This window comes from Shewanella sp. 2_MG-2023 (assembly GCF_030548905.1).
Taxonomy (GTDB): Bacteria; Pseudomonadota; Gammaproteobacteria; order Enterobacterales; family Shewanellaceae; genus Shewanella; species Shewanella electrodiphila.
On sequence record NZ_JAUOSO010000012.1, the window covers coordinates 72,135 to 90,547 of the forward strand.

Below are 18,413 nucleotides of genomic sequence, written 5' to 3' on the forward strand. Positions count from 1 at the left end.
TATATTGACGAGTATTTTACACTTAACACCCAAACAAAAAACGGCCCTGAAGCCGTTTTAATACTGAAATGATTTACTGATTAGCAGATAAAGTTAGAACCAAACTTCTTCTATGGCATCAGCAATAACCGGCGCAAAGTTACCTAAGATATTACTGTGACCACCGGTGTAAATAGCAAAGCTATTATCAATAGGTTCTAACGATTCATCTAAGGTTAACATATAGGTTAATGATGGAAACAGAACCGTCGTAATGTCATCCATTACTTCAGCACCAGCAACTAATGTATAGTCGTCATTTGATAATTCAGAATATGTGGTTTCATATAACTCTTCAGCTGAGACTTCTTCAATCTCACTTACATTAGTCAATAAAACAGGATTATCACTATCACTTGCTAATGAAAGTGATGTGGTTTCGTAACCTTCAGGCTCAGACCATGTATAGCTATAACCATCGCTTTGAATATATTGGCGAGTATTCTCAAAATACACTTTTGATGCAGAGTCATCGGTCGCTAAATGAAATACAACACGGCTATTATTATAGCTACGGGCATTATCTTTATTGATAACCGCTTGTTCCATTGAATATTCAATTTTCACTTCTCGGACGTCGTTGTCATTGACTGTATTAATGCAATGGGTGTCGATTTTTTTAGTGGCCACACATAAACGATTAATGACCGCATCAGACAAGCCTAATTGGCGTGCCTGATCTTTAAAACCCGAATCTATCTTAGCGTCAGGAACAATGGGTTTAGGGTGAATAATATCATCGAGTAAATCACAGCCACTAACACTGACACATAACACACCAAAAACGATCAATTGTTTCATTTAGATTCTCATTAGATAGCACACTTATAAATGTTATTGTGTCAAAAAATAATTAAAATCAGTAGCTTTAATTTTATGGTTTAGCAAAAAGTGGGGAGATTACAGATGTGCTAACGAAAAATTTAAACAGAATGTACCTATTTTTACAGATTATTTACCCTAAATAGCAATTAGGTAATATGTCCTGCTACCTTTTAATACAGAGAATCTAATCTCTCATAATAAGATGTTTTGTTGTATTTACAGTTTAAGACTAATCTATAAACAGAATGATGATTAACAAGGATAAGTTACATGACCTTTAATCCCCTTAAAATAACTACACTTTCATCAATATCTTTATTAGCTATGGTAAGTGTTAATTTATCTGCAGCTTCTTTAAGTGGTCTCAGTCAATACAAAGGCTCAGGAAGTATTACCCAAGGCTTAGCTAAAACAATTGAACCGAATATTTTTGACTGTAAAAGCGGGCGCAGTCGCATGGCTGGTATTGGAGAAATTTCCGATTCAAAAGGTAAAGTATGGACTGTTCCTGCTACAAACCACTTTACTACAGCTCCAAAAGCAATCGATTTATATGAGCAATGTGCAGGCATCACTCACAGCAGTATTGCTGATGTCAATCAAGCTGATGTGCCACTCGTTGTTGTTGACCCTGATGGGGAAGAAATTACTGGCTATATTTTTGCTGACAATTATTTTGAGCTATATATCAACGGCAAAATGATCGCAGTTGATACCGTTCCTTTTACGCCATTTAATTCAAGTCTGGTTAAATTTAAAGTCCGTACACCCTATACGATTGCAATTAAAGTCATTGATTGGGAAGAAAATCTGGGATTGGGAACAGAAAAGAATCGAGGTAAAGCTTATCACCCTGGTGATGGCGGTTTTATAGCAAGTTTTAGTGACGGCACTGTCACTAATGAAGATTGGCAAGCGCAAACTTTTTATACCTCGCCTATTTATGATTTGACTTGTTTAACAGAATCTAAAGGTAAACGTATGTCCATTACATGCAGTACACTAGGGACTGATGAAGGACAAGATGCTTTTGCTGTTCATTGGCAGACACCGAATAACTGGATGACTAAAGAGTTTGATTCAAGTTTGTGGCCACAAGCAACGCTATACACAGAAGATGAAATTGGTGTAAACAATAAAAAAGCGTATATGAACTTTATTGATAAATTTAGCGGTGCTGGCGCCAGTTTTATTTGGTCAACGAATGTAGTACTCGATAACGAAGTATTATTAAGATACACAGTAAAATAATACGCTTAGGTTATTTTTAATCATACCCACAAGGAGTGAAATGATGCTCCTTGTGGTACCGTTAATGAATTCATCAGGCACATTCCAACGTTGAGTTTCAAGCCCCTATCTCAGATAGGTTCTATTGTAAAAAAGCGACTATATCCTTAACACTTTAGTGTTTCGAATCTGTGATAATTTCATACTATCTGCTCAGCTACCTAGGTCATGCACCGATCAATTTTCTCGAGCTATTTGAGAATATTTTTTGAAATATGAGTGTAAGTAAGACACTTGCCAAAATAGAGCCAACTAAACTAGCGAGCCCATATAAACCTATTTCGAATGTATTTCTGTCAGTTATTAGCCAATTTTGAGCTACATAAATAATCCAGCCCATAAAAAATACATGTAAAAAATAAACTGAAAACGCCATATCACCTAACACAGTCACCAACGATAAGAATGAGATTTGCTTTGGTGTCTTTGCAGATTTAGGTTTTTCTGTTGCTAAATACAACCCAACTAACACAACACCTGTAATAATCAATTTTTGCAAATAGATTAATGACTGCCTAACAGAAAACCAACCAGTATCGTAAAAGTCGAAAAAATAACTAGCGACAATCGCTACACTTAACACCACTAATAACAATAATAAGCTTTTGATGTGTAGATTAATCAAATCTAAAATTCGCTTGAAATGACAGCCGAAGAATAAGCCTGTTGCGTAGGCTCCAGCAAAATAAAAAAACGTTTGTAACTTAATAAAGTCAGGAAATGGACTACGTGAAATGACCAAAGGTATCAGCATAATGGTCAATGTAAGCCATTTATATTGAGGATTGCTAACCAATTGCCATAACAATGGCGTTAATAGATATAGCACCATTAACACGGGGATATACCACAAATGAATTGACGCTTTTCCTAACAACAAACTGATGAAAAATTCATTTTGAGGCATTTCGCTTTGCCACCCCCCATAAAACGAAAAGTAAAATAACGATACTGCAATATAGGGTAAAATTACATGTAATAACTTTTTTTCATAAAACTGTTTCCAGGAGCGTTTTGCTAATACCATGCTAAATAGCATTCCGGAGATAAGTGCAAAATAAAGCGTTGAGCCATGAAACAACATTTCAGTTATCGAAAAAAGAACCTTAAGTCCTATCGAGTCTAACGACCCTGTCCAAAAAATCATAAATGACCAAGCATGTGCGCCAACAATTGCAATAATGGCTAAACCTCTAAACAAATGTAGAGGCAGATTAAAGCTTGTCTTAGTTTGGCTGTGTTTATTAAGTGCTAGTTGGTTGAATATTCTGTATAGCTTTGGCATGTTTTTATCTTAATTAGCAATCCCTTAACTTACTAAGCTAGCGACTGTACTAATAATATTCAATTACATACGATTGCAGGTAATTTCTTTTATACCCCTATTTATTTTTTATCAGTGAGCTAACAACATTATTCCGTTCATCAGGGCTTCTGTTTTAAGGATTCAGGGATGATCAGCTAATGCGACTTGAGGGGTAATATGGTGGAAATTAATGCTGGTAAAACACTAGTATGAAATTTTATTATGTTGCCTAGTTATTATTAATTTCAGCTATTTTTCTCAAATACCTTAAAGGCTCAATGATAAACTTCCACAATGAGACAATGTATCTCAGCCGAATTTGAACACTGTCACCCTTAACACTGTCATCTTTATTACTGCCATATTGAATACTGTCACCCATCTGATTTAATTGTACTTTTAACTAATTCTGCGTCATTTAGTTAGGTTAAATTTACCAAGACACACTTGTCACAACCTATTAATATAGGTAGCATCGAGCCATAAAATATTCAATTATGCACAATAGGATTTCCCAACATGGAAAGTGGTATCCCGCCAAATTCTCAAGTAAATGATCAAGTAATCAACCAAACAGAGACTGCGCAAAAGTTAGCTACCAGAGAACAGCAAATTGACAACCTCATCGTTCAACAATTGGCTAAAAAACCTTGGTATCAGAATCCTGAAATGATTGTTGCTTTTTCTGCATTAGTCATTGGCATTGTGACCACTTTTACCTCGATTTATTCGGCAGCAATCGATCGCGCATACGCTAGAGCTTCAGTTTGGCCCAGTGTTGAAATAGCTAGAGGCTATGGTTACGATTCATTTAGATATATTGTTTCTAACAATGGTACAGGACCAGCGGTCATCAAGTACGCTAAGGTAACACACGATAAAAAATATCTATCCCAATGGAGAGATATCAATGTATTCGAAGAGGTTACGCAATCTCACATAGGAAAAACGGTGTTATCTGCGCAAAAGACGATCACGCCAGTGCTGTACAAAGGTAATAAAGTTGATGATATTTTAAAAGCGGATAATTTAATTTCAATAGAGCTTTGCTACTGCTCTATTTACGACGAATGCTGGATTGTGAATCGTGATAATAATCCCATGCCAATTGAGCAATGTGTGATTGATGATAAGTACAAGTTTTTACAATAATGAACTCAACTCATTCATCTGAGTAAATAAAAACTCATCGAATTAAATTTAACATAAAAATTGATAATAACTTATTTTCAGATTCAATGACGCTAAGTTATTTCTCTAAACCACTCATTACTCCACGGAAGGTGTAAATTGAAAAAGTTATTCGTTTTAATCGTTCTTTATGCGTTATATCAAAATTGGGATGCCATAACCAATAACACGAACAAGCCCACTTTTGCAGCCGACAATGTCGTGGTGATGTACTCAACGGACTGGTGCGGTTACTGCAAGAATGCACGTCAGTTCTTTAATGACAATAACATCGCGTTTGCTGATTATGATATTGAAAAGTCTTATGATGCTAATGAGCGCTATGAAGCATTAGGTGGGCAAGCGATTCCCCTCTTACAAGTCAATGGCGTGATTATCCGTGGGTTTCAACCTCGTAAGATTGTTGCTTCATTGCATTAAGCCTTGCTAGATGCTTGTACTTGCAATAACTCTATGATTTCATCCGTTACTTGAATCATATTCTTCTGAATATTTTCGGATAGTAATTTTAGGTTATTAAAATCTGGTTTATTGATTATTACAGCCTCAATAATTGAATATTGAGGCATTTCACTGTTATTTTTATTCCACTTTGTTGATTTTAACCAGTTCCAGTATTCTTTTTGAACTGGAATAGTATTTCCTAAAAGCCAAACCTCGAATCTCATTTCTAAGTGATTTAACACAAGAGTGAATTTTAAATTTTTACGCTTTAAAAAATCATTGGTGTAATAAAAATATGTGAAATCCATGTAGCCATGGCGAATTTTTGTAAAAGAGTATTGGTGTTCTAAATCTTTTACTAGTTCCGTTCTGGTGTTCATTACAAATTTCACCAACTCGTTATACGCAACTAATATATCGCCTTTGCGCAGCTCTTTATGATAAAGAGTCACAATGTCATTCAAGTTTTTCATTATAACCTTCCAACCTACACCTGCACTGATACCTAGCCTCATTATATTTCAATTCGGTCACCATGACTCGGTGGCGTCGAAGTGACTGTAAAGACTAAATCAAGATCGTGTTGGTTGCTCAGTTGATGTCTTGAACCTGCAGGAATATGTATCCCCTCATTTGGGGATAACCTAAAAGTTTCCCCCTCAAGTTCCATGGTTGCAATACCGGATAATATAAAAAAGAATTGCTCAGCTTTAACATGGAAATGGCGAGACTCGGCACAACCCGCAGGAACTCTTTCCTGGATTACACTTAAGCTATCTGATTTTACAAGGTGCCAACCATCACATTGATTGCCCCAAGTATATTGTTCAGCTAATTGATGACTAATGACGGTCATGCGTGCTCCTTAAAATAAAACGCTACGTTAAACGGAGCAATAATCGGAAAATTATTATGGTTTTTTCACAAAATATAATTATAAACAAGTCTGGGTAAAACCTTATGCCACATTAAGAGGCTAAAAATAGTTGGCTCCAAAGTTCAGAGGGATGAAACCTAACCAGCTGTTTTTAAGCTATTTTAATAACTTTCTGCATTACATTACAAAAGGGCTTCTTTATAACTGCTATCGAAGTTAACAAGCAACTTACTTAGGTATTTTAAATTTATTTTATTTGGTTTAAATCCGGAGTTTATCTGAATATTATCGATATGCTTTTTTAAGCTCTGTTCATCTTTCGACCAAAAAGCTATATTCCCCAACACAAAGTCATTCCAATGCATTGGAAACTTAGATAAGTCTTCATTGTCTATTAAAACGCTTTTTGCGTGTGTGATTGCTTGTTCATAATTACCAGCAAAGCCCTCCATTTGAGCAAGGTGCCAGATTAAAGCATTCTCTTTTGAATTATTATGTTTGATGAAGGTTTTAATTAAACTTGCTGCTTCAGCATAACAACCTGACGCTTCTAACAACCTAAAACCTGAATCATTTGTTTGATCAAATTTCTGATAAGTTAAATTCAAATCTGCTTCGAGTCTATCAGCAAGTTCAGATTTACAATCAGCGAGAACTGAATTAGAAAAAGTAAGTAATAGAATTGCTAGTGAAACGCCAATCTTCATTGTGATACTCCTTTTAAACAACTTGGTCTGTGTTTGATTGCTGTTAAACCTCGTTTGAGATAATTTTTACTTTTCTTTTTTTACTTTATGTGACAAACGAAGACCATAGATAATTGAAGCTATGCCAAGCAGTGATATCATTAGTGCTTGTTGAGATCCTGCAAAGAATGACCATACTCCTGGAATTAAAATAATTACACCAATTGCATAGAAAATAGTTGGTCCTATTAAGCGTTTAGACCTTTCAGAATGCCCCTTATATAAGGCATCTTTTCCAAAGCTTATAAAAGAGCTTCCAAATAGTATTAACACGACCATCGCACCAATAACAAAACTATCATCTTCTTTCCACATCATTCCTTCCAACAGTCTGCCAATAACAAGCCAGAAAGCACTGACGACAGAACCAGTACCAATAATAAAAAATGGTATAGCTATTATTACCCTTGAAGTTTTTAACTTATTCATTTAATCCCCGTTATAAAACAGAACTAATAACACTTCACATATGGAGCAGATGCTTGCTGGTTACTATTTTTTGTTTAATTTCCCAAAAAATTATTTTGGCTACCAGTTTTCACTGTATTTTTTATTAGCTTCAAATGCTTCCATTTCTAACGGTGCTTTATCGTATTCGTATTTCGACATATCGGAAAAATGTTGGCTTACTACTTCATCTAAGCTGGCTCTTTCTATTTGTAGTACATGAACCAATTCATGAGCTAGTCTCGTCCTATTTAACTCAAAGTCTTTACGAGCGTATATTGAATAACCGAAGACTTGAGCATTGTTTATTATTCCTTCACCAACAATCCCAACCGCTTCACCAAAAACCTTTAATGCGAAGTTTTCATAAGGGAAAGGTACTTCATTAACATAAACAATTCTTACTTTTTCTGGATGTACGATTCCAATTTCAGCCGCGAGCAACAACTCTTTTTTATCTAAGGAGACGCCTATTTCCTGCCCTTTTCGATCTACCTCATATGCCCAGTCTATATACTGAGGCAACAATACACTGGTTATAATTTTTTCATAAGAAAGGACAATAACAATGGCTACAGTTATAAACATTAAAGTTATGATTTTAAGTATTTTCATTTTATTAAACATTCTTTCTCTTATTTGATATTGTTCTTCCGCTTTCCTATATGTAACTTGCATTATAATTCCCTTATATTCAATTATTTAAAACTAATACATGCGGAACTTAAATTAGCATGCCGACTAACAGGCTTATTAGCATAATTCCGAAAAACATCCTTAGCTATTCAACGCAATATATATCGCTAACATGCCTAAATTATCAATATTTTTAGCAAGTTATCAGCTTAGTAACCTTGAAACAATTATCCTTTTGGGTAGATAAAACAGAGAATAAATTTTAACGAGAATCTTTATTCTCGATAAAAAATCCGCAGAGTTCTTAAATTACGCTACATATCAATACGTTAAGTCCTCATAATCTAAAACCGAGAATTTTATTGATTACATAACGAGAAATAAAATGGCGCAAATTTAAAGAAATAAATGATACCTGCGTGAATACACAGGCATTAAAGCTAATGAGAGATTGAGTGTGTTAATGAATATTTTGTGCTGCTTCTCTTTTAGTACATTATTTTACAATGGCGAGTTAGGTAAAGCTGTTTACATGATGGAGACAGACAAATTTAATACTCCGTCTGTTCCATGTTGTAGAAGTAAGTGACTGTGACTACCCTTGCCTATATCGACATAATCACGTATTCAAGCCTGTTAAACTTAAGCCTCTGCTATATGAAAACAATATAGGTTGTTGTTAGTTATTATTTATTAGTTATTAGAATTTTTTAAAGCTGTCTTTAAGATTGCACCAAGAGCTTTTATAAAGAGCAAATTGCAAGCGTCATTGACAGTGTAATTAGTTTAATTGACTTAAACCTTCATAGCTTGATTCATATCTTACTGCTCTGAACACTTCTGAGCCTACGTTATATTCCCACGTAATATTGAAGTTGTTGTCGTACTCAAATAAACGGCCTTCTGTCCCTTCACAAACGAGCGTATTACCATTGGTTAATCTTTGTGCACCTGAAATTCGCGATGCATAAAACTCACCAGTCACACCTTCGCTATAACTGCTGAGCATTTCACCTTCAGTACAATCATTTTCTGCTGAACAAAACTCATCGACTGATGAATAATCGCCTTCGGGTCTGTTAGTCCCATTATTGAAGACTAAGATATTGCCTGCCCCAGCAAGCCCTTCATCAATCCATTGTGCGTCATGCTGTACAAACAATGTTTGTTCACCTGTACTCTCATATGCAGCAGGATTACCAATACGTGAAACGATTCCTTGAGTTGAATCTTGATGGTTTACAATCCAGTATTCATTAAAGTTATGCACGCTTAACAAAATTTGATCTGTATCCACGTTGTAATCTACCGAATTAATATGGGTCCAGTCTGAAGCGCCGGCACCATTAAAGTAATTAAGGTTAATTTTGTCACTGTGCGCCGCTATGTCTGAAACAAAAGTATCGCTAATTTCTTCATCAACATTTTGCACGATATGATCCCAAACACTCCAACGCCAGACTGTATCTCCATCAATACAAGGATTACTGCTACTAGCACGGCAGATTTCATATACCGCACCAGCCCATAGTGAATCATCAGCGACTTGTGTTCGCCCTAGTGCTAGGGCTTCCTCTGCAGTTTTTGCTTCCCAAACTATGGCAAGGATATTGCCATTGGGTAACACTTCTACATCGTGATGACTTAAATATTGATCAGTTGACAGACTAGTACTCCATACTGGATTACTGTCCCAATCCAGTATTTCGATAATCCCACCTGTACCGCCCGCCATGTCAGCAAAAACAGGATCGATATTATCGCTAGTACCAGTGCGTAATAACGTGCCATCTTCTAAAAGGTAGACTGATAATCCAGGGCGGTAATCACTTTGCCAACTATGAACAGTTTCACCAAGTTCATTTATAAGGTAAGTTTCGGTAGATTTTAAAGGTGAGAATAAAGTGAACTGCTGGGTATCAGTGCTATTGGATTCGATATCTCGAACACAACGGACTTTATTATTACTCCGTAAGATATCACCCTGAGGCCCTTTATAATAAAACACCCCGTCTGTTCCTTGTGCTGATGTTGCGCCAGGTTCACTAGCAACATCAAGTTTATCGTTACTTCGTTGTGAGCCTGCGCCATGAACATCTAAAATCGTACTTTGCATGTAACCTAAAGCTCGACCAAATGACACGTAGACTGCATTACTGCCGTCACCGTCGTTATCAACGTGTGTCGTTGACGCCCAGTAGTAGCCCCAATCAATAACACCTTCTTCATTCACAAACGAGGTACTATTAAATATGCTGTTTATAGCTGCTTGGTTGTGGGTATCTGGCGAAACAGTGTAATCAACAATACTTTGTAGTTCTTTTGCATTAGGCAGACGCCAATCAGTTTGGCTTGCTGTTGTAGCTGTTTGGCACTGTTGTACAGCATCATCCCAATTGTTCGAGTCAGTGTCGGTTTGCTGCCACATTAAGCCTGTTGCATTATCACTCACTGTTTTATTGTTATTATCAACAAATTGATTAACACCATAGTCTGTATTACCTGTAACACAGCGAACATAATATTCTTTTGTATCTGTCGGGTAGCCTTTAATTCTTCCGTCAACATAGTTAACACCAAACATGGTTGGGTCGCCAAACATCGTGTTGCTGACATAAAGTGTGGTTGATGCATATTGACCATCAATGATGCGATCATTCTCGGAATTTAAATCCCCAAATGCCCAATCAAAAACAGGATCGATAAAAGGGACAAGCGTTGATGTATCTGTACCTTGATAGTTACTCGCATCTTTACCACTGAATAGAATAAGTGAATATGCTTCTTTTACGCTGGGCAAACGCCAGTCTTCTCGGTCTGCAAAATCGAGCGCTTCGCAATATTCAACGGCTTCATTTTGATATAATTTGTCATCGTAATTTACCAGGCCGTCTGCATTAATATCGGTGCTTTGTAACCAAATTAAGCCAGTCACATTATCGGTAACGGTTGTGCCATCATTACTGAGTGTATAACTCGGTTGATTTCCCGAAATATCAGCATCGTAGCCGCTGCCTTCACATGTTTCAGCTTGGCCTGTTGATGAGTCATAACAAATGATTTGATTGGTATCTACTATGGTATAAGTGTTTTCTGCACTGGTGGATGAACTGCTTATAATGACCGTAGCAGCCTCACTATTATCAGTGCCATCGTTGACTGTAAGTGAAATAACATAATCACCATCGGTATCAGCTATAAAATTGGGTGTTGAACTCGACACATCAGATAAACTTACGATGCCGCTAGGGGCAGAAGTGATGATCCAGTTGTAGGTTAACGTGTCACCATCTGGATCTGTACTAGCACTTGCATCAAGGGTAACCAACTCACCAGTCATTACCATTTGATCATCGCCAGGGTTCGCAATAGGAATCGTGTTATTTGGTAATTCTACAGCGGCAGAATCAGAATCTCCTGAACCACAGCCAATAAGAGAGAATGAAAAAAATATCATCACAAGTGACAGATTTATTACTCTAACTTTACTATGCATCTTTATACTTATTTTCTGAGTTATTGTAATTAAATTATACACATACGCATGTAAACAATAATGAGTAACATGTAAAGCTAAGTAAATTATACTGTTAACATGTCAACCGCATAAATTGTAGCTCTGCTAAGCCTAATGTATCGCCAACCTAGTGCTACAAACATCCAGTTAAAATCGATAGATAAAATACTCATGAAACGTATTTAAAGTTAAGTAAAGTTTATTTTTGTTGGCTTTATTATTGCTATTTTAATTAGCGATAATGCATTAATCACGACTCGATTAAACCTGAGTAAAAACATAACTACCATTAAGTTGTTATGCATAATGTTTACTAGATAGGTTTTAACTGATGCTTTTTAATACATCTTTAGCAAAAGATAGGTTTTATTAGATGGTTTTTAAAAATAGGTATTTTATGAAAAAGCGAATTCTTGGAGTTTCAGTGTTTATTTCATTGCTAGCAGCTTCTGCATATGCAACAGATTTAGCTAATTCATCATTTAATATAACAAGTTACCCAATTGTCGATACAGGGCAAAGGATATCCTACAACAATACTGCCGCAATGCCATTACCTGACAAGGCCAATAGCTTTTATGGCCAGGATGCAAACTATCGCTCTAATCCTCCATCATATACAGACAATAATAATGGCACGATTACAGATAATGTAACCGGCTTAATGTGGCAACAACAAATGGGTGAAAAACTTACCTATGAGCAGGCATTACAAAAAATATCCAGTTTAAAATTGGCTGGATATGGTGACTGGCGGATCCCTACGATTAAAGAGCTCTACTCGCTTATTCAATTTTCAGGCAGCGTTAAAGGGCAAAAAGCCCTTACTCCTTTCATCGACACCCACTTTTTTAGTCAACCCATTGGTAATACTCAAGCTGGTGAACGAGAAATTGATGCTCAAACATGGTCTAGTACTGAATATGTTGGCAAGACAATGAAAAATGATCAGACGATTTTTGGCGTAAACTTTGTTGATGGCCGAATTAAAGGTTATCCAAAGTATAATCCTCGCACAAAATCTGCGAATAAAATGTACTTTAGATTCGTTAGAGGCAATGAAGCTTATGGTAAAAATAATTTCGTTGACAATAATGATGGCACCATTACAGATTTAGGCACAGGCTTAATCTGGCAACAAGATGACAGCAAGCATGGTCTGAATTGGCAAGAAGCATTGCAGTATTCAGAAAACCTCACATTAGCAGGCCATAGCGATTGGCGCTTACCCAATGCAAAAGAATTGCAAAGTATTTTGGATTATAGTCGTTCACCCGAAACCAGCCACTCAGCTGCTATTGACCCTATTTTCTCAACAACAGCAATAACAAATGAAGCTGGCGATAAAGATTACCCTTATTATTGGAGCTCCACCACTCATCTTGATGGGCCAGTGCCTGCATCTGGCGCTGTTTATGTTGCTTTCGGTAAAGCTTTGGGCGTAATGCGCGGTAATACAATGGATGTTCACGGTGCGGGTTCTCAGCGCAGTGATCCTAAAACGGGTAAACCCATGTCCCGTGGGCCACAAGGCGATTACATTCGAGTTGATAACTATGTGCGTAGCGTAAGGGCTGGTAATATTGAGCTTGCCACTGAAGCAAGTCACCAATACCAAGCTGAACAAGTGTATCAATATTCAAATAGCTCTTCGGCGATAGTTGATACTACAAATACAAGCATGAGTACAAGTTCAGACAACAAAACTCATAAAATGGCCCATAACAAAAACAGTTCTCCACATAATAAATTCATTAATCGATTTGATAAAAATGGCGACGGAAAAGTATCGGCATCAGAGTTTCAAGCAAGTACAAAACGATTTAATCATTTTGATAAAAATAAAGATGGTTATATCACGGCTAATGAAGCCCCGACAGGACCACCTAAAAATACAAAATAGAACATAATGTTGCAGTATATATTCTAAGCTTTTGTAAAATAGAGAGTATAACTGTTTACTAACACGAGATATTCACGAGGCTTTAGATTTAAATGCCCGGTCATCATTATGTGCTTATTATTTGCACATAACGATGATTTATTGTTCTGTATATTTCAACTATCTATTTATAAGCGGCTATTTTTAAGTGATTGCTTCCAAATGCCTGTTTCGGCAAGCCTATATTATGATTTGTTTCTATTGATGGATAGCGTTACAGATTAGCATAATGCACGCATTGGTTTTGAACTGCGGTTTGCTTAAGCAACTGAGTGAATTGCGCCTTACCACCTGCTCTTTCATCATTTAACAATTTTTCCATGTGTTGTGCTTGTGAAACAACTTGCTCCATTGCCGTTTGTCTCGCCTGTTGTTCTGATTGCCCTGTTAATACTAATTGCTCAACAAGGTTTGAGTAATTCTCGTAAACCATGCCTTTGTAATAATCCGCTTCAGTCGCCATTGGTGTATGGGAATAAATGATAGAACAGCTCACGGCTGATTCTATGTTCGCCCTAGCTTGATCGATTTGGATTACAACTGACTGCTGCGTTGAATAGCTGGCATTTGCTGCCACAGAAAAGAAAGCAAACATTGCGACCATGATTAATTTTTTCATATTTAATATACCTTTTACGTCGATGCGAGTAAGCCAGTGATGTAGTTAACTTGTACTAAGGTAACGACTTTCATCATTTATTAGTTACCTTTTTGCGCCAGTTAGTTCCAAAGATTTTTTACATTACATACCGCTTTACTGAATTAGCTAACTTGATAGCTATTTTACCTACTTTTGCTAAACCTAAGCTGAACAACCAATTAACTTGTTCAATTCATGATGGTTCTTTTTAAGAAGCCTCAACGCTATCTTCGAATAAATAACCAACAGATTGTTCAAATCGAATACAAATAAACGGAATTGATTGCCAATTTTACGGGGAGCACTATAATACTGTATAAATATACAGTTATTTTAGATATGAAATTTATGAACGTTATTCCTATTTTTGCTAGCGCTGGGATCACCGGGTTTGAGTCCCCTGCAGCAGAATATCGACAACTACCACTCAGTTTAGATGAACTGTTAATTGAGCACCCGAGTGCCACCTTCATTGGTCAAGCCAGTGGTGACTCAATGGAAAAGATAGGCATATTTGATAAAGATATTCTGATTGTCGATCGTCACGTCAACGTTGAAAACCATGATGTAATCGTGGCTAATTACAACGGCAACTTCGTCTGTAAGCTGATTGATACCAAGCGCCGATTACTGTTGTCGGCCAATGACCATCACAATAGCGTGTTAATCCAAGAGCACGACAATTTTAGTGTTGAGGGCGTGGTGATCCGTTCAATTCGTTGCCATCGCCAAAGTCCTTTATTAGTTAATGATTAGAATGGGCGGTTAACTTATGTACGCCTTGGTTGATGCCAATTCATTTTATTGTAGCGCTGAACAGGTTTTCAGACCTGAATGGCGCGGTCGCCCTATTGTTGTGTTATCCAATAATGACGGTTGTATTGTTGCCGCCAACCGACAAGCAAAAGCGTTAGGCATTGGTAAGTTTGGCCCTTACTTTGAAGTCAAAGACTTATGCCACGAACTTGGCGTAATTGCGCTCTCCTCTAACTATGAATTATATGGTTCGCTTTCTAGTGCGATGATGGACGTCATTGGCCGCTTCGCACCAGAGCAACACATATATTCAATTGATGAATCCTTCTTATCATTTAAACAAACTTATCCTGCAATTCCTTGCTTGCTGACCCATGCGGCTCATATACGCCGCGCAGTATGGAAAGAAACTCGCTTGCCTGTTTGTGTCGGTATCGGTGAAACCCTGACCCTAGCAAAAGTGGCAAACCATGCGGCAAAAAAACTGAGTGGCTATAATGGCGTTTGTTATATTGACTCAGTTCAGCAACGACAAAATATTCTCGCTAGCATGAAGGTCACCGATGTATGGGGAATTGGTTCTCGTATAGGCAAAAGGTTACAACAAATGGGCATTCAAACTGCACTTGCCCTTTCTAAACTCCAGCCAGGGCTTGCACGAAAAAGCTTTAGCATTGAAATAGAGCGCACGGTACGTGAATTGAATGGCGAAGAATGTAAGGGCTGGGACAGTGCTCGAGCAGATAAGCAGCAAATTTTTTCGACTCGCAGTGTCGGTGAGCGCATCACAGACAAAGAGGCATTACTACAAGCCTTAAGTAAGCATGCTGGGATTGCGGCAGCGAAAGCACGCAAACAAGGTTCTGCAGCAAGTAGCTTACTCATTTTTGCCCGAAACTCCCCCTATGATGAACAGCCTAGCGGTTTTAAGTATCACTACCGCTGCGCGACGCCAACCAACGACAGTTGTGAACTCATCAGTCATGCAACAAGCATTGGAAGCCAACTGTTTAACCCCTCTACCCGTTATTATAAAATCGGCGTCGGGCTGGTGGACTTATGTCCTGTACAACATTTACAAGGTGATTTGTTCACGCCGCCTAAAGATCCTGCATTAATGCAAGTTTGTGATACGCTCAATCAACGTTATGGCACTGACTCAGTGTTTGTGGCTGCACAAGGTATTGGCGGAAAATGGCATATGCGCCGCGACTTACTGACACCGCAATACACCACCAGCTGGCAAGATATTCCTCAGGTTAGTTGCCGTTAAAATAAAGCGCCTGTGCATTTATTCAATGCTGTAATAGCTCAAGCAGCAGTTGTTCGAGCTTCAATTGCTCAATCACATCTATTCAATCTACAATCATTCAACCTACAGTCATTTAATCAACAGTCACTTAATCAACGTGACTCATAAGCTGCCACTCAATAAGCAGTGTATTGACCTTATATTGCCCATTTTATACCGCTAAACAACTTGTGCGCAGCAACAAAAACAGCGCCTAAACAACACAAAAATATAACGACATAATAACGTGAATTACACATGTGTGGGCTTTTACAAGCTAATATCAGCATAATTGAATAAACCTCGACTGGATCATTGTTTTAGCGGCGAAAATATAGACAATACGCACCTTCAAATTTTTATCGGATTACTGTGCGTGCCTGAGTTTGCTTTAAATCAGTTATTTTTTATCCAAGCAATTGGATTTGTCTCAATGGCCATAGGTTGGTGGGCAAATAGTCAACAGCAAGACTGCAAATTTATTCATGGCAATATGGTAGCTGCAATACTTACTGCTGTTCATTTAGGTCTATTAGGCAGTTTTTTAGGCATGGCGAATCAACTAGTAAATGTTATTCGCTTTCGTTGTTGTCAAAGCATCAGTAAGGATGACTCAATTAACTTGTCCCCTTTATTCCTGACTATGCTTTTTAGCGGTGTTGCGATACTACAGGGTTTAATGTGGGCTGAACATTGGAGTGAATGGTGTGCAGTCATGGCTGCTGTCGTCATGAGTGTTAGCTTATTTTACTTTGCAGGCAGCCAGTTAAGACTCGCTATGATAGCCAGTAACACACTGAACCTTATTCTATCAATATATTTGATGTCATGGTCAGGAATACTCTATCAAGTAATGACGATGATTATTTTATCTCAAGGCCTGATTCAGCAGTATTTACAAAGCAAATCCTATATCGAAGCGAATAGTATCGAAGCGAATAGCATCGGAATGAATAGTATCGAAGCGAATAATGACTATGTTGAGCTGGTAAAATAGATAGAGAGTGGATTGAGTGTAAATGCTTAACTTACGCAGACATCCACCATTACAGCTCGATACATAAATTCGATACTTAAACTCAGTACAAAAGCCCAGCACTCCCCTATCTCCAACTCTTATCTTTAAAATCATATCGCTACTTTTAAAGCAGCTAATTAATGCGTATTGTAATCAGCCATAGTTAAGCAGCCAGTGTGATGATCAATTAAGTTGGATCAAAAGCTTAAATGAATCATAGAAAACAGTTTTATTCACGACTTTAACAGGGATACAGGAGTTATAAATGCCACATTGTATTATTGAGCACTCGACAGAAATTGATGGAAATCTGCTCGTACCGTTAGTTCACCGAGGTGCGTTAACTTCAAACTTATTTGACCCAGAAGGCAGTGATATCAAGGTAAGGGCCATCGCTTACTCACATTACCAAACCGGTGCAGTTGATATTAATTTTATCCACGTTACCTTGAAGATCCTTTCTGGGCGTGATGTTGAGCAAAAATCAAAACTCACTCAATTAGTACTCGCGCAATTGAAGGCCTTATCAATAAAGGATTGTTCTATTTCGGTAGAAGTTGATGATATAGACAGAGAAAGCTACGCCAAAGTCGTTGTGTAGACAAAATAACGACATAAACTAATTTGTAAGGATACAATGAAGTGAAAATATGGAAACTCGTTATCGTGACTGTGATGCTTGCTGGCTGTTCAGCTACTGAAGTACATTTATATACGCGCTATTTATCAGAGGCTGAGATTGAGAAAGTCACCACGACGCTGGAACAAGCTAACTATAAAGTGACAACCAATACCCACGCTTTCCCTGATACGGTAAATCAATCAACCATCTTATATTCCCCCTTTATAAAGGATGAAACTCACCTTCAAGGACTTATTGGTTCCCTCTCTGATAATGGCTGGGTAATTCCTAACGTTGAAATGCTAAAGTCTGGAAATCACTGGTATAGCAAAGATAATGTGGGTTTATTTTTGCTGCCTGATGGCGTTAAGCCTAAAGATAAAGTCACCACACGAGATCTGGCTAACGAATACCAAAGCAGAAATTGCGATACGTTAGTGGCTCTGGAGCTTAACGAAGATAATACTTATGAATTATCATATACCAGTAAGGCAGTCACACACTCAGATCATCTGAAAGGCAGCTGGAAAATGAGGAGTTATCCCTATATAGAGTTAACCTCATTAAACAGGCAATGGTGGTTTTATTTTGAAATAGAGCAGACAATTGAAACCGATAAAATCAGTGAAGTTAGCATTATCGAATTTAAGCCTTTAAACCAATATACGTCTTTCCCTGGTTGCAGCTTTGCTAGTGGCGTAAGGATTTGATCAAATAAGATGCGAGTGAATAAAAAAGGGAGCCGAAGCTCCCTTTAAAAATAACATGTTGCAGACACTAATTAAGCTGAGCTTATAACTAGACTAGGTGCAAGCACTTATAAATC

Annotated in this window: 18 protein-coding genes; 9 read left to right on the forward strand and 9 right to left on the reverse strand. The window is 37.5% G+C overall.

The annotated features are described in order from the left end of the window. Positions 1–93 precede the first annotated feature (93 nt). Complete coding sequence (locus Q4600_RS13125) at positions 94–840, reverse strand: hypothetical protein (protein ID WP_303516809.1); 747 nt, start codon at positions 838–840, stop codon at positions 94–96. A 294-nt stretch (positions 841–1,134) separates the two neighbouring features. Between Q4600_RS13125 and Q4600_RS13130 the strand changes: the two genes are divergently transcribed. Continuing rightward, a complete protein-coding gene (locus tag Q4600_RS13130; RefSeq protein WP_303516811.1) occupies positions 1,135–2,115 on the forward strand; it encodes a hypothetical protein in 981 nt (326 codons plus the stop codon). A gap of 205 nt (positions 2,116–2,320) precedes the next feature. On the opposite strand, the gene Q4600_RS13135 is transcribed toward Q4600_RS13130, so the two are convergent. Beyond that, positions 2,321–3,439: an acyltransferase gene (locus tag Q4600_RS13135; protein WP_303516813.1), complete on the reverse strand. Its 1,119-nt coding sequence runs from the start codon at positions 3,437–3,439 to the stop codon at positions 2,321–2,323. A 540-nt stretch (positions 3,440–3,979) separates the two neighbouring features. Between Q4600_RS13135 and Q4600_RS13140 the strand changes: the two genes are divergently transcribed. Together Q4600_RS13140 and Q4600_RS13145 are read left to right on the forward strand one after the other, a co-directional pair. After that, on the forward strand, positions 3,980–4,612 hold the full coding sequence (locus tag Q4600_RS13140) for a hypothetical protein (protein ID WP_303516815.1): 633 nt from the start codon (positions 3,980–3,982) through the stop codon (positions 4,610–4,612). Between the two features lie 138 nt (positions 4,613–4,750). Further along, positions 4,751–5,071, forward strand: coding sequence for a glutaredoxin domain-containing protein (locus tag Q4600_RS13145; RefSeq protein ID WP_102527338.1), 321 nt, complete (start codon positions 4,751–4,753; stop codon positions 5,069–5,071). Here Q4600_RS13145 and Q4600_RS13150 read toward each other — a convergent pair. From Q4600_RS13150 to Q4600_RS13175, 6 genes are all read right to left on the reverse strand, one after another. After that, positions 5,068–5,568, reverse strand: a complete 501-nt coding sequence (locus Q4600_RS13150) for a hypothetical protein (RefSeq protein ID WP_303516818.1) — start codon at positions 5,566–5,568, stop codon at positions 5,068–5,070. The genes Q4600_RS13145 and Q4600_RS13150 overlap by 4 nt on opposite strands. Positions 5,569–5,609: 41 nt before the next feature. Next, positions 5,610–5,951 (reverse strand): cupin domain-containing protein, encoded by a 342-nt coding sequence (locus Q4600_RS13155; RefSeq protein ID WP_303516820.1) that lies wholly within the window; start codon positions 5,949–5,951, stop codon positions 5,610–5,612. Positions 5,952–6,154: 203 nt separating this feature from the next. After that, on the reverse strand, positions 6,155–6,679 hold the full coding sequence (locus Q4600_RS13160) for a hypothetical protein (protein ID WP_303516821.1): 525 nt from the start codon (positions 6,677–6,679) through the stop codon (positions 6,155–6,157). A 66-nt stretch (positions 6,680–6,745) separates the two neighbouring features. Continuing rightward, positions 6,746–7,147 carry a hypothetical protein gene (locus Q4600_RS13165; RefSeq protein ID WP_303516822.1) on the reverse strand — a complete coding sequence of 134 codons (402 nt, stop codon included), beginning with the start codon at positions 7,145–7,147 and terminating at the stop codon, positions 6,746–6,748. A gap of 99 nt (positions 7,148–7,246) precedes the next feature. After that, positions 7,247–7,843, reverse strand: coding sequence for a hypothetical protein (locus Q4600_RS13170; protein ID WP_303516824.1), 597 nt, complete (start codon positions 7,841–7,843; stop codon positions 7,247–7,249). Between the two features lie 739 nt (positions 7,844–8,582). Beyond that, positions 8,583–11,297, reverse strand: a complete 2,715-nt coding sequence (locus Q4600_RS13175) for a DUF1566 domain-containing protein (protein ID WP_303516826.1) — start codon at positions 11,295–11,297, stop codon at positions 8,583–8,585. 418 nt (positions 11,298–11,715) lie between these two features. Between Q4600_RS13175 and Q4600_RS13180 the strand changes: the two genes are divergently transcribed. Beyond that, positions 11,716–13,221 carry a DUF1566 domain-containing protein gene (locus Q4600_RS13180; protein WP_303516827.1) on the forward strand — a complete coding sequence of 502 codons (1,506 nt, stop codon included), beginning with the start codon at positions 11,716–11,718 and terminating at the stop codon, positions 13,219–13,221. A 253-nt stretch (positions 13,222–13,474) separates the two neighbouring features. On the opposite strand, the gene Q4600_RS13185 is transcribed toward Q4600_RS13180, so the two are convergent. Further along, complete coding sequence (locus Q4600_RS13185; protein WP_229368721.1) at positions 13,475–13,879, reverse strand: hypothetical protein; 405 nt, start codon at positions 13,877–13,879, stop codon at positions 13,475–13,477. A 369-nt stretch (positions 13,880–14,248) separates the two neighbouring features. On the opposite strand from Q4600_RS13185, the gene Q4600_RS13190 reads away from it, so the two are divergent. The 5 genes from Q4600_RS13190 to Q4600_RS13210 all read left to right on the forward strand — a co-directional run bounded on the left by Q4600_RS13190 (position 14,249) and on the right by Q4600_RS13210 (position 18,297). Beyond that, positions 14,249–14,656: a LexA family transcriptional regulator gene (locus Q4600_RS13190; protein WP_303516829.1), complete on the forward strand. Its 408-nt coding sequence runs from the start codon at positions 14,249–14,251 to the stop codon at positions 14,654–14,656. 16 nt (positions 14,657–14,672) lie between these two features. Further along, a complete protein-coding gene (locus Q4600_RS13195) occupies positions 14,673–15,929 on the forward strand; it encodes a Y-family DNA polymerase (RefSeq protein WP_102527349.1) in 1,257 nt (418 codons plus the stop codon). Positions 15,930–16,323: 394 nt separating this feature from the next. Then, positions 16,324–16,944: a YgjV family protein gene (locus Q4600_RS13200; RefSeq protein WP_303516831.1), complete on the forward strand. Its 621-nt coding sequence runs from the start codon at positions 16,324–16,326 to the stop codon at positions 16,942–16,944. 286 nt (positions 16,945–17,230) lie between these two features. Continuing rightward, positions 17,231–17,566, forward strand: a complete 336-nt coding sequence (locus Q4600_RS13205; protein WP_102527350.1) for a 5-carboxymethyl-2-hydroxymuconate Delta-isomerase — start codon at positions 17,231–17,233, stop codon at positions 17,564–17,566. A gap of 41 nt (positions 17,567–17,607) precedes the next feature. Then, entirely contained in the window at positions 17,608–18,297 is a 690-nt protein-coding gene (locus tag Q4600_RS13210) for a hypothetical protein (protein WP_303516834.1), read from the forward strand. The last annotated feature ends 116 nt before the right edge of the window (positions 18,298–18,413 follow it).

Excerpts from the sequence above, each read along its gene's own strand:
- Q4600_RS13180 (WP_303516827.1), top strand. The coding sequence starts at position 11,716 with ATGAAAAAGCGAATTCTTGGAGTTTCAGTGTTTATTTCATTGCTAGCA.
- Q4600_RS13190 (WP_303516829.1), top strand. The coding sequence starts at position 14,249 with ATGAACGTTATTCCTATTTTTGCTAGCGCTGGGATCACCGGGTTTGAG.
- Q4600_RS13160 (WP_303516821.1), bottom strand. The coding sequence starts at position 6,679 with ATGAAGATTGGCGTTTCACTAGCAATTCTATTACTTACTTTTTCTAAT.
- Q4600_RS13170 (WP_303516824.1), bottom strand. The coding sequence starts at position 7,843 with ATGCAAGTTACATATAGGAAAGCGGAAGAACAATATCAAATAAGAGAA.
- Q4600_RS13155 (WP_303516820.1), bottom strand. The coding sequence starts at position 5,951 with ATGACCGTCATTAGTCATCAATTAGCTGAACAATATACTTGGGGCAAT.
- Q4600_RS13125 (WP_303516809.1), bottom strand. The coding sequence starts at position 840 with ATGAAACAATTGATCGTTTTTGGTGTGTTATGTGTCAGTGTTAGTGGC.
- Q4600_RS13195 (WP_102527349.1), top strand. The coding sequence starts at position 14,673 with ATGTACGCCTTGGTTGATGCCAATTCATTTTATTGTAGCGCTGAACAG.
- Q4600_RS13150 (WP_303516818.1), bottom strand. The coding sequence starts at position 5,568 with ATGAAAAACTTGAATGACATTGTGACTCTTTATCATAAAGAGCTGCGC.
- Q4600_RS13140 (WP_303516815.1), top strand. The coding sequence starts at position 3,980 with ATGGAAAGTGGTATCCCGCCAAATTCTCAAGTAAATGATCAAGTAATC.
- Q4600_RS13205 (WP_102527350.1), top strand. The coding sequence starts at position 17,231 with ATGCCACATTGTATTATTGAGCACTCGACAGAAATTGATGGAAATCTG.
- Q4600_RS13130 (WP_303516811.1), top strand. The coding sequence starts at position 1,135 with ATGACCTTTAATCCCCTTAAAATAACTACACTTTCATCAATATCTTTA.
- Q4600_RS13185 (WP_229368721.1), bottom strand. The coding sequence starts at position 13,879 with ATGAAAAAATTAATCATGGTCGCAATGTTTGCTTTCTTTTCTGTGGCA.
- Q4600_RS13175 (WP_303516826.1), bottom strand. The coding sequence starts at position 11,297 with ATGCATAGTAAAGTTAGAGTAATAAATCTGTCACTTGTGATGATATTT.
- Q4600_RS13165 (WP_303516822.1), bottom strand. The coding sequence starts at position 7,147 with ATGAATAAGTTAAAAACTTCAAGGGTAATAATAGCTATACCATTTTTT.
- Q4600_RS13135 (WP_303516813.1), bottom strand. The coding sequence starts at position 3,439 with ATGCCAAAGCTATACAGAATATTCAACCAACTAGCACTTAATAAACAC.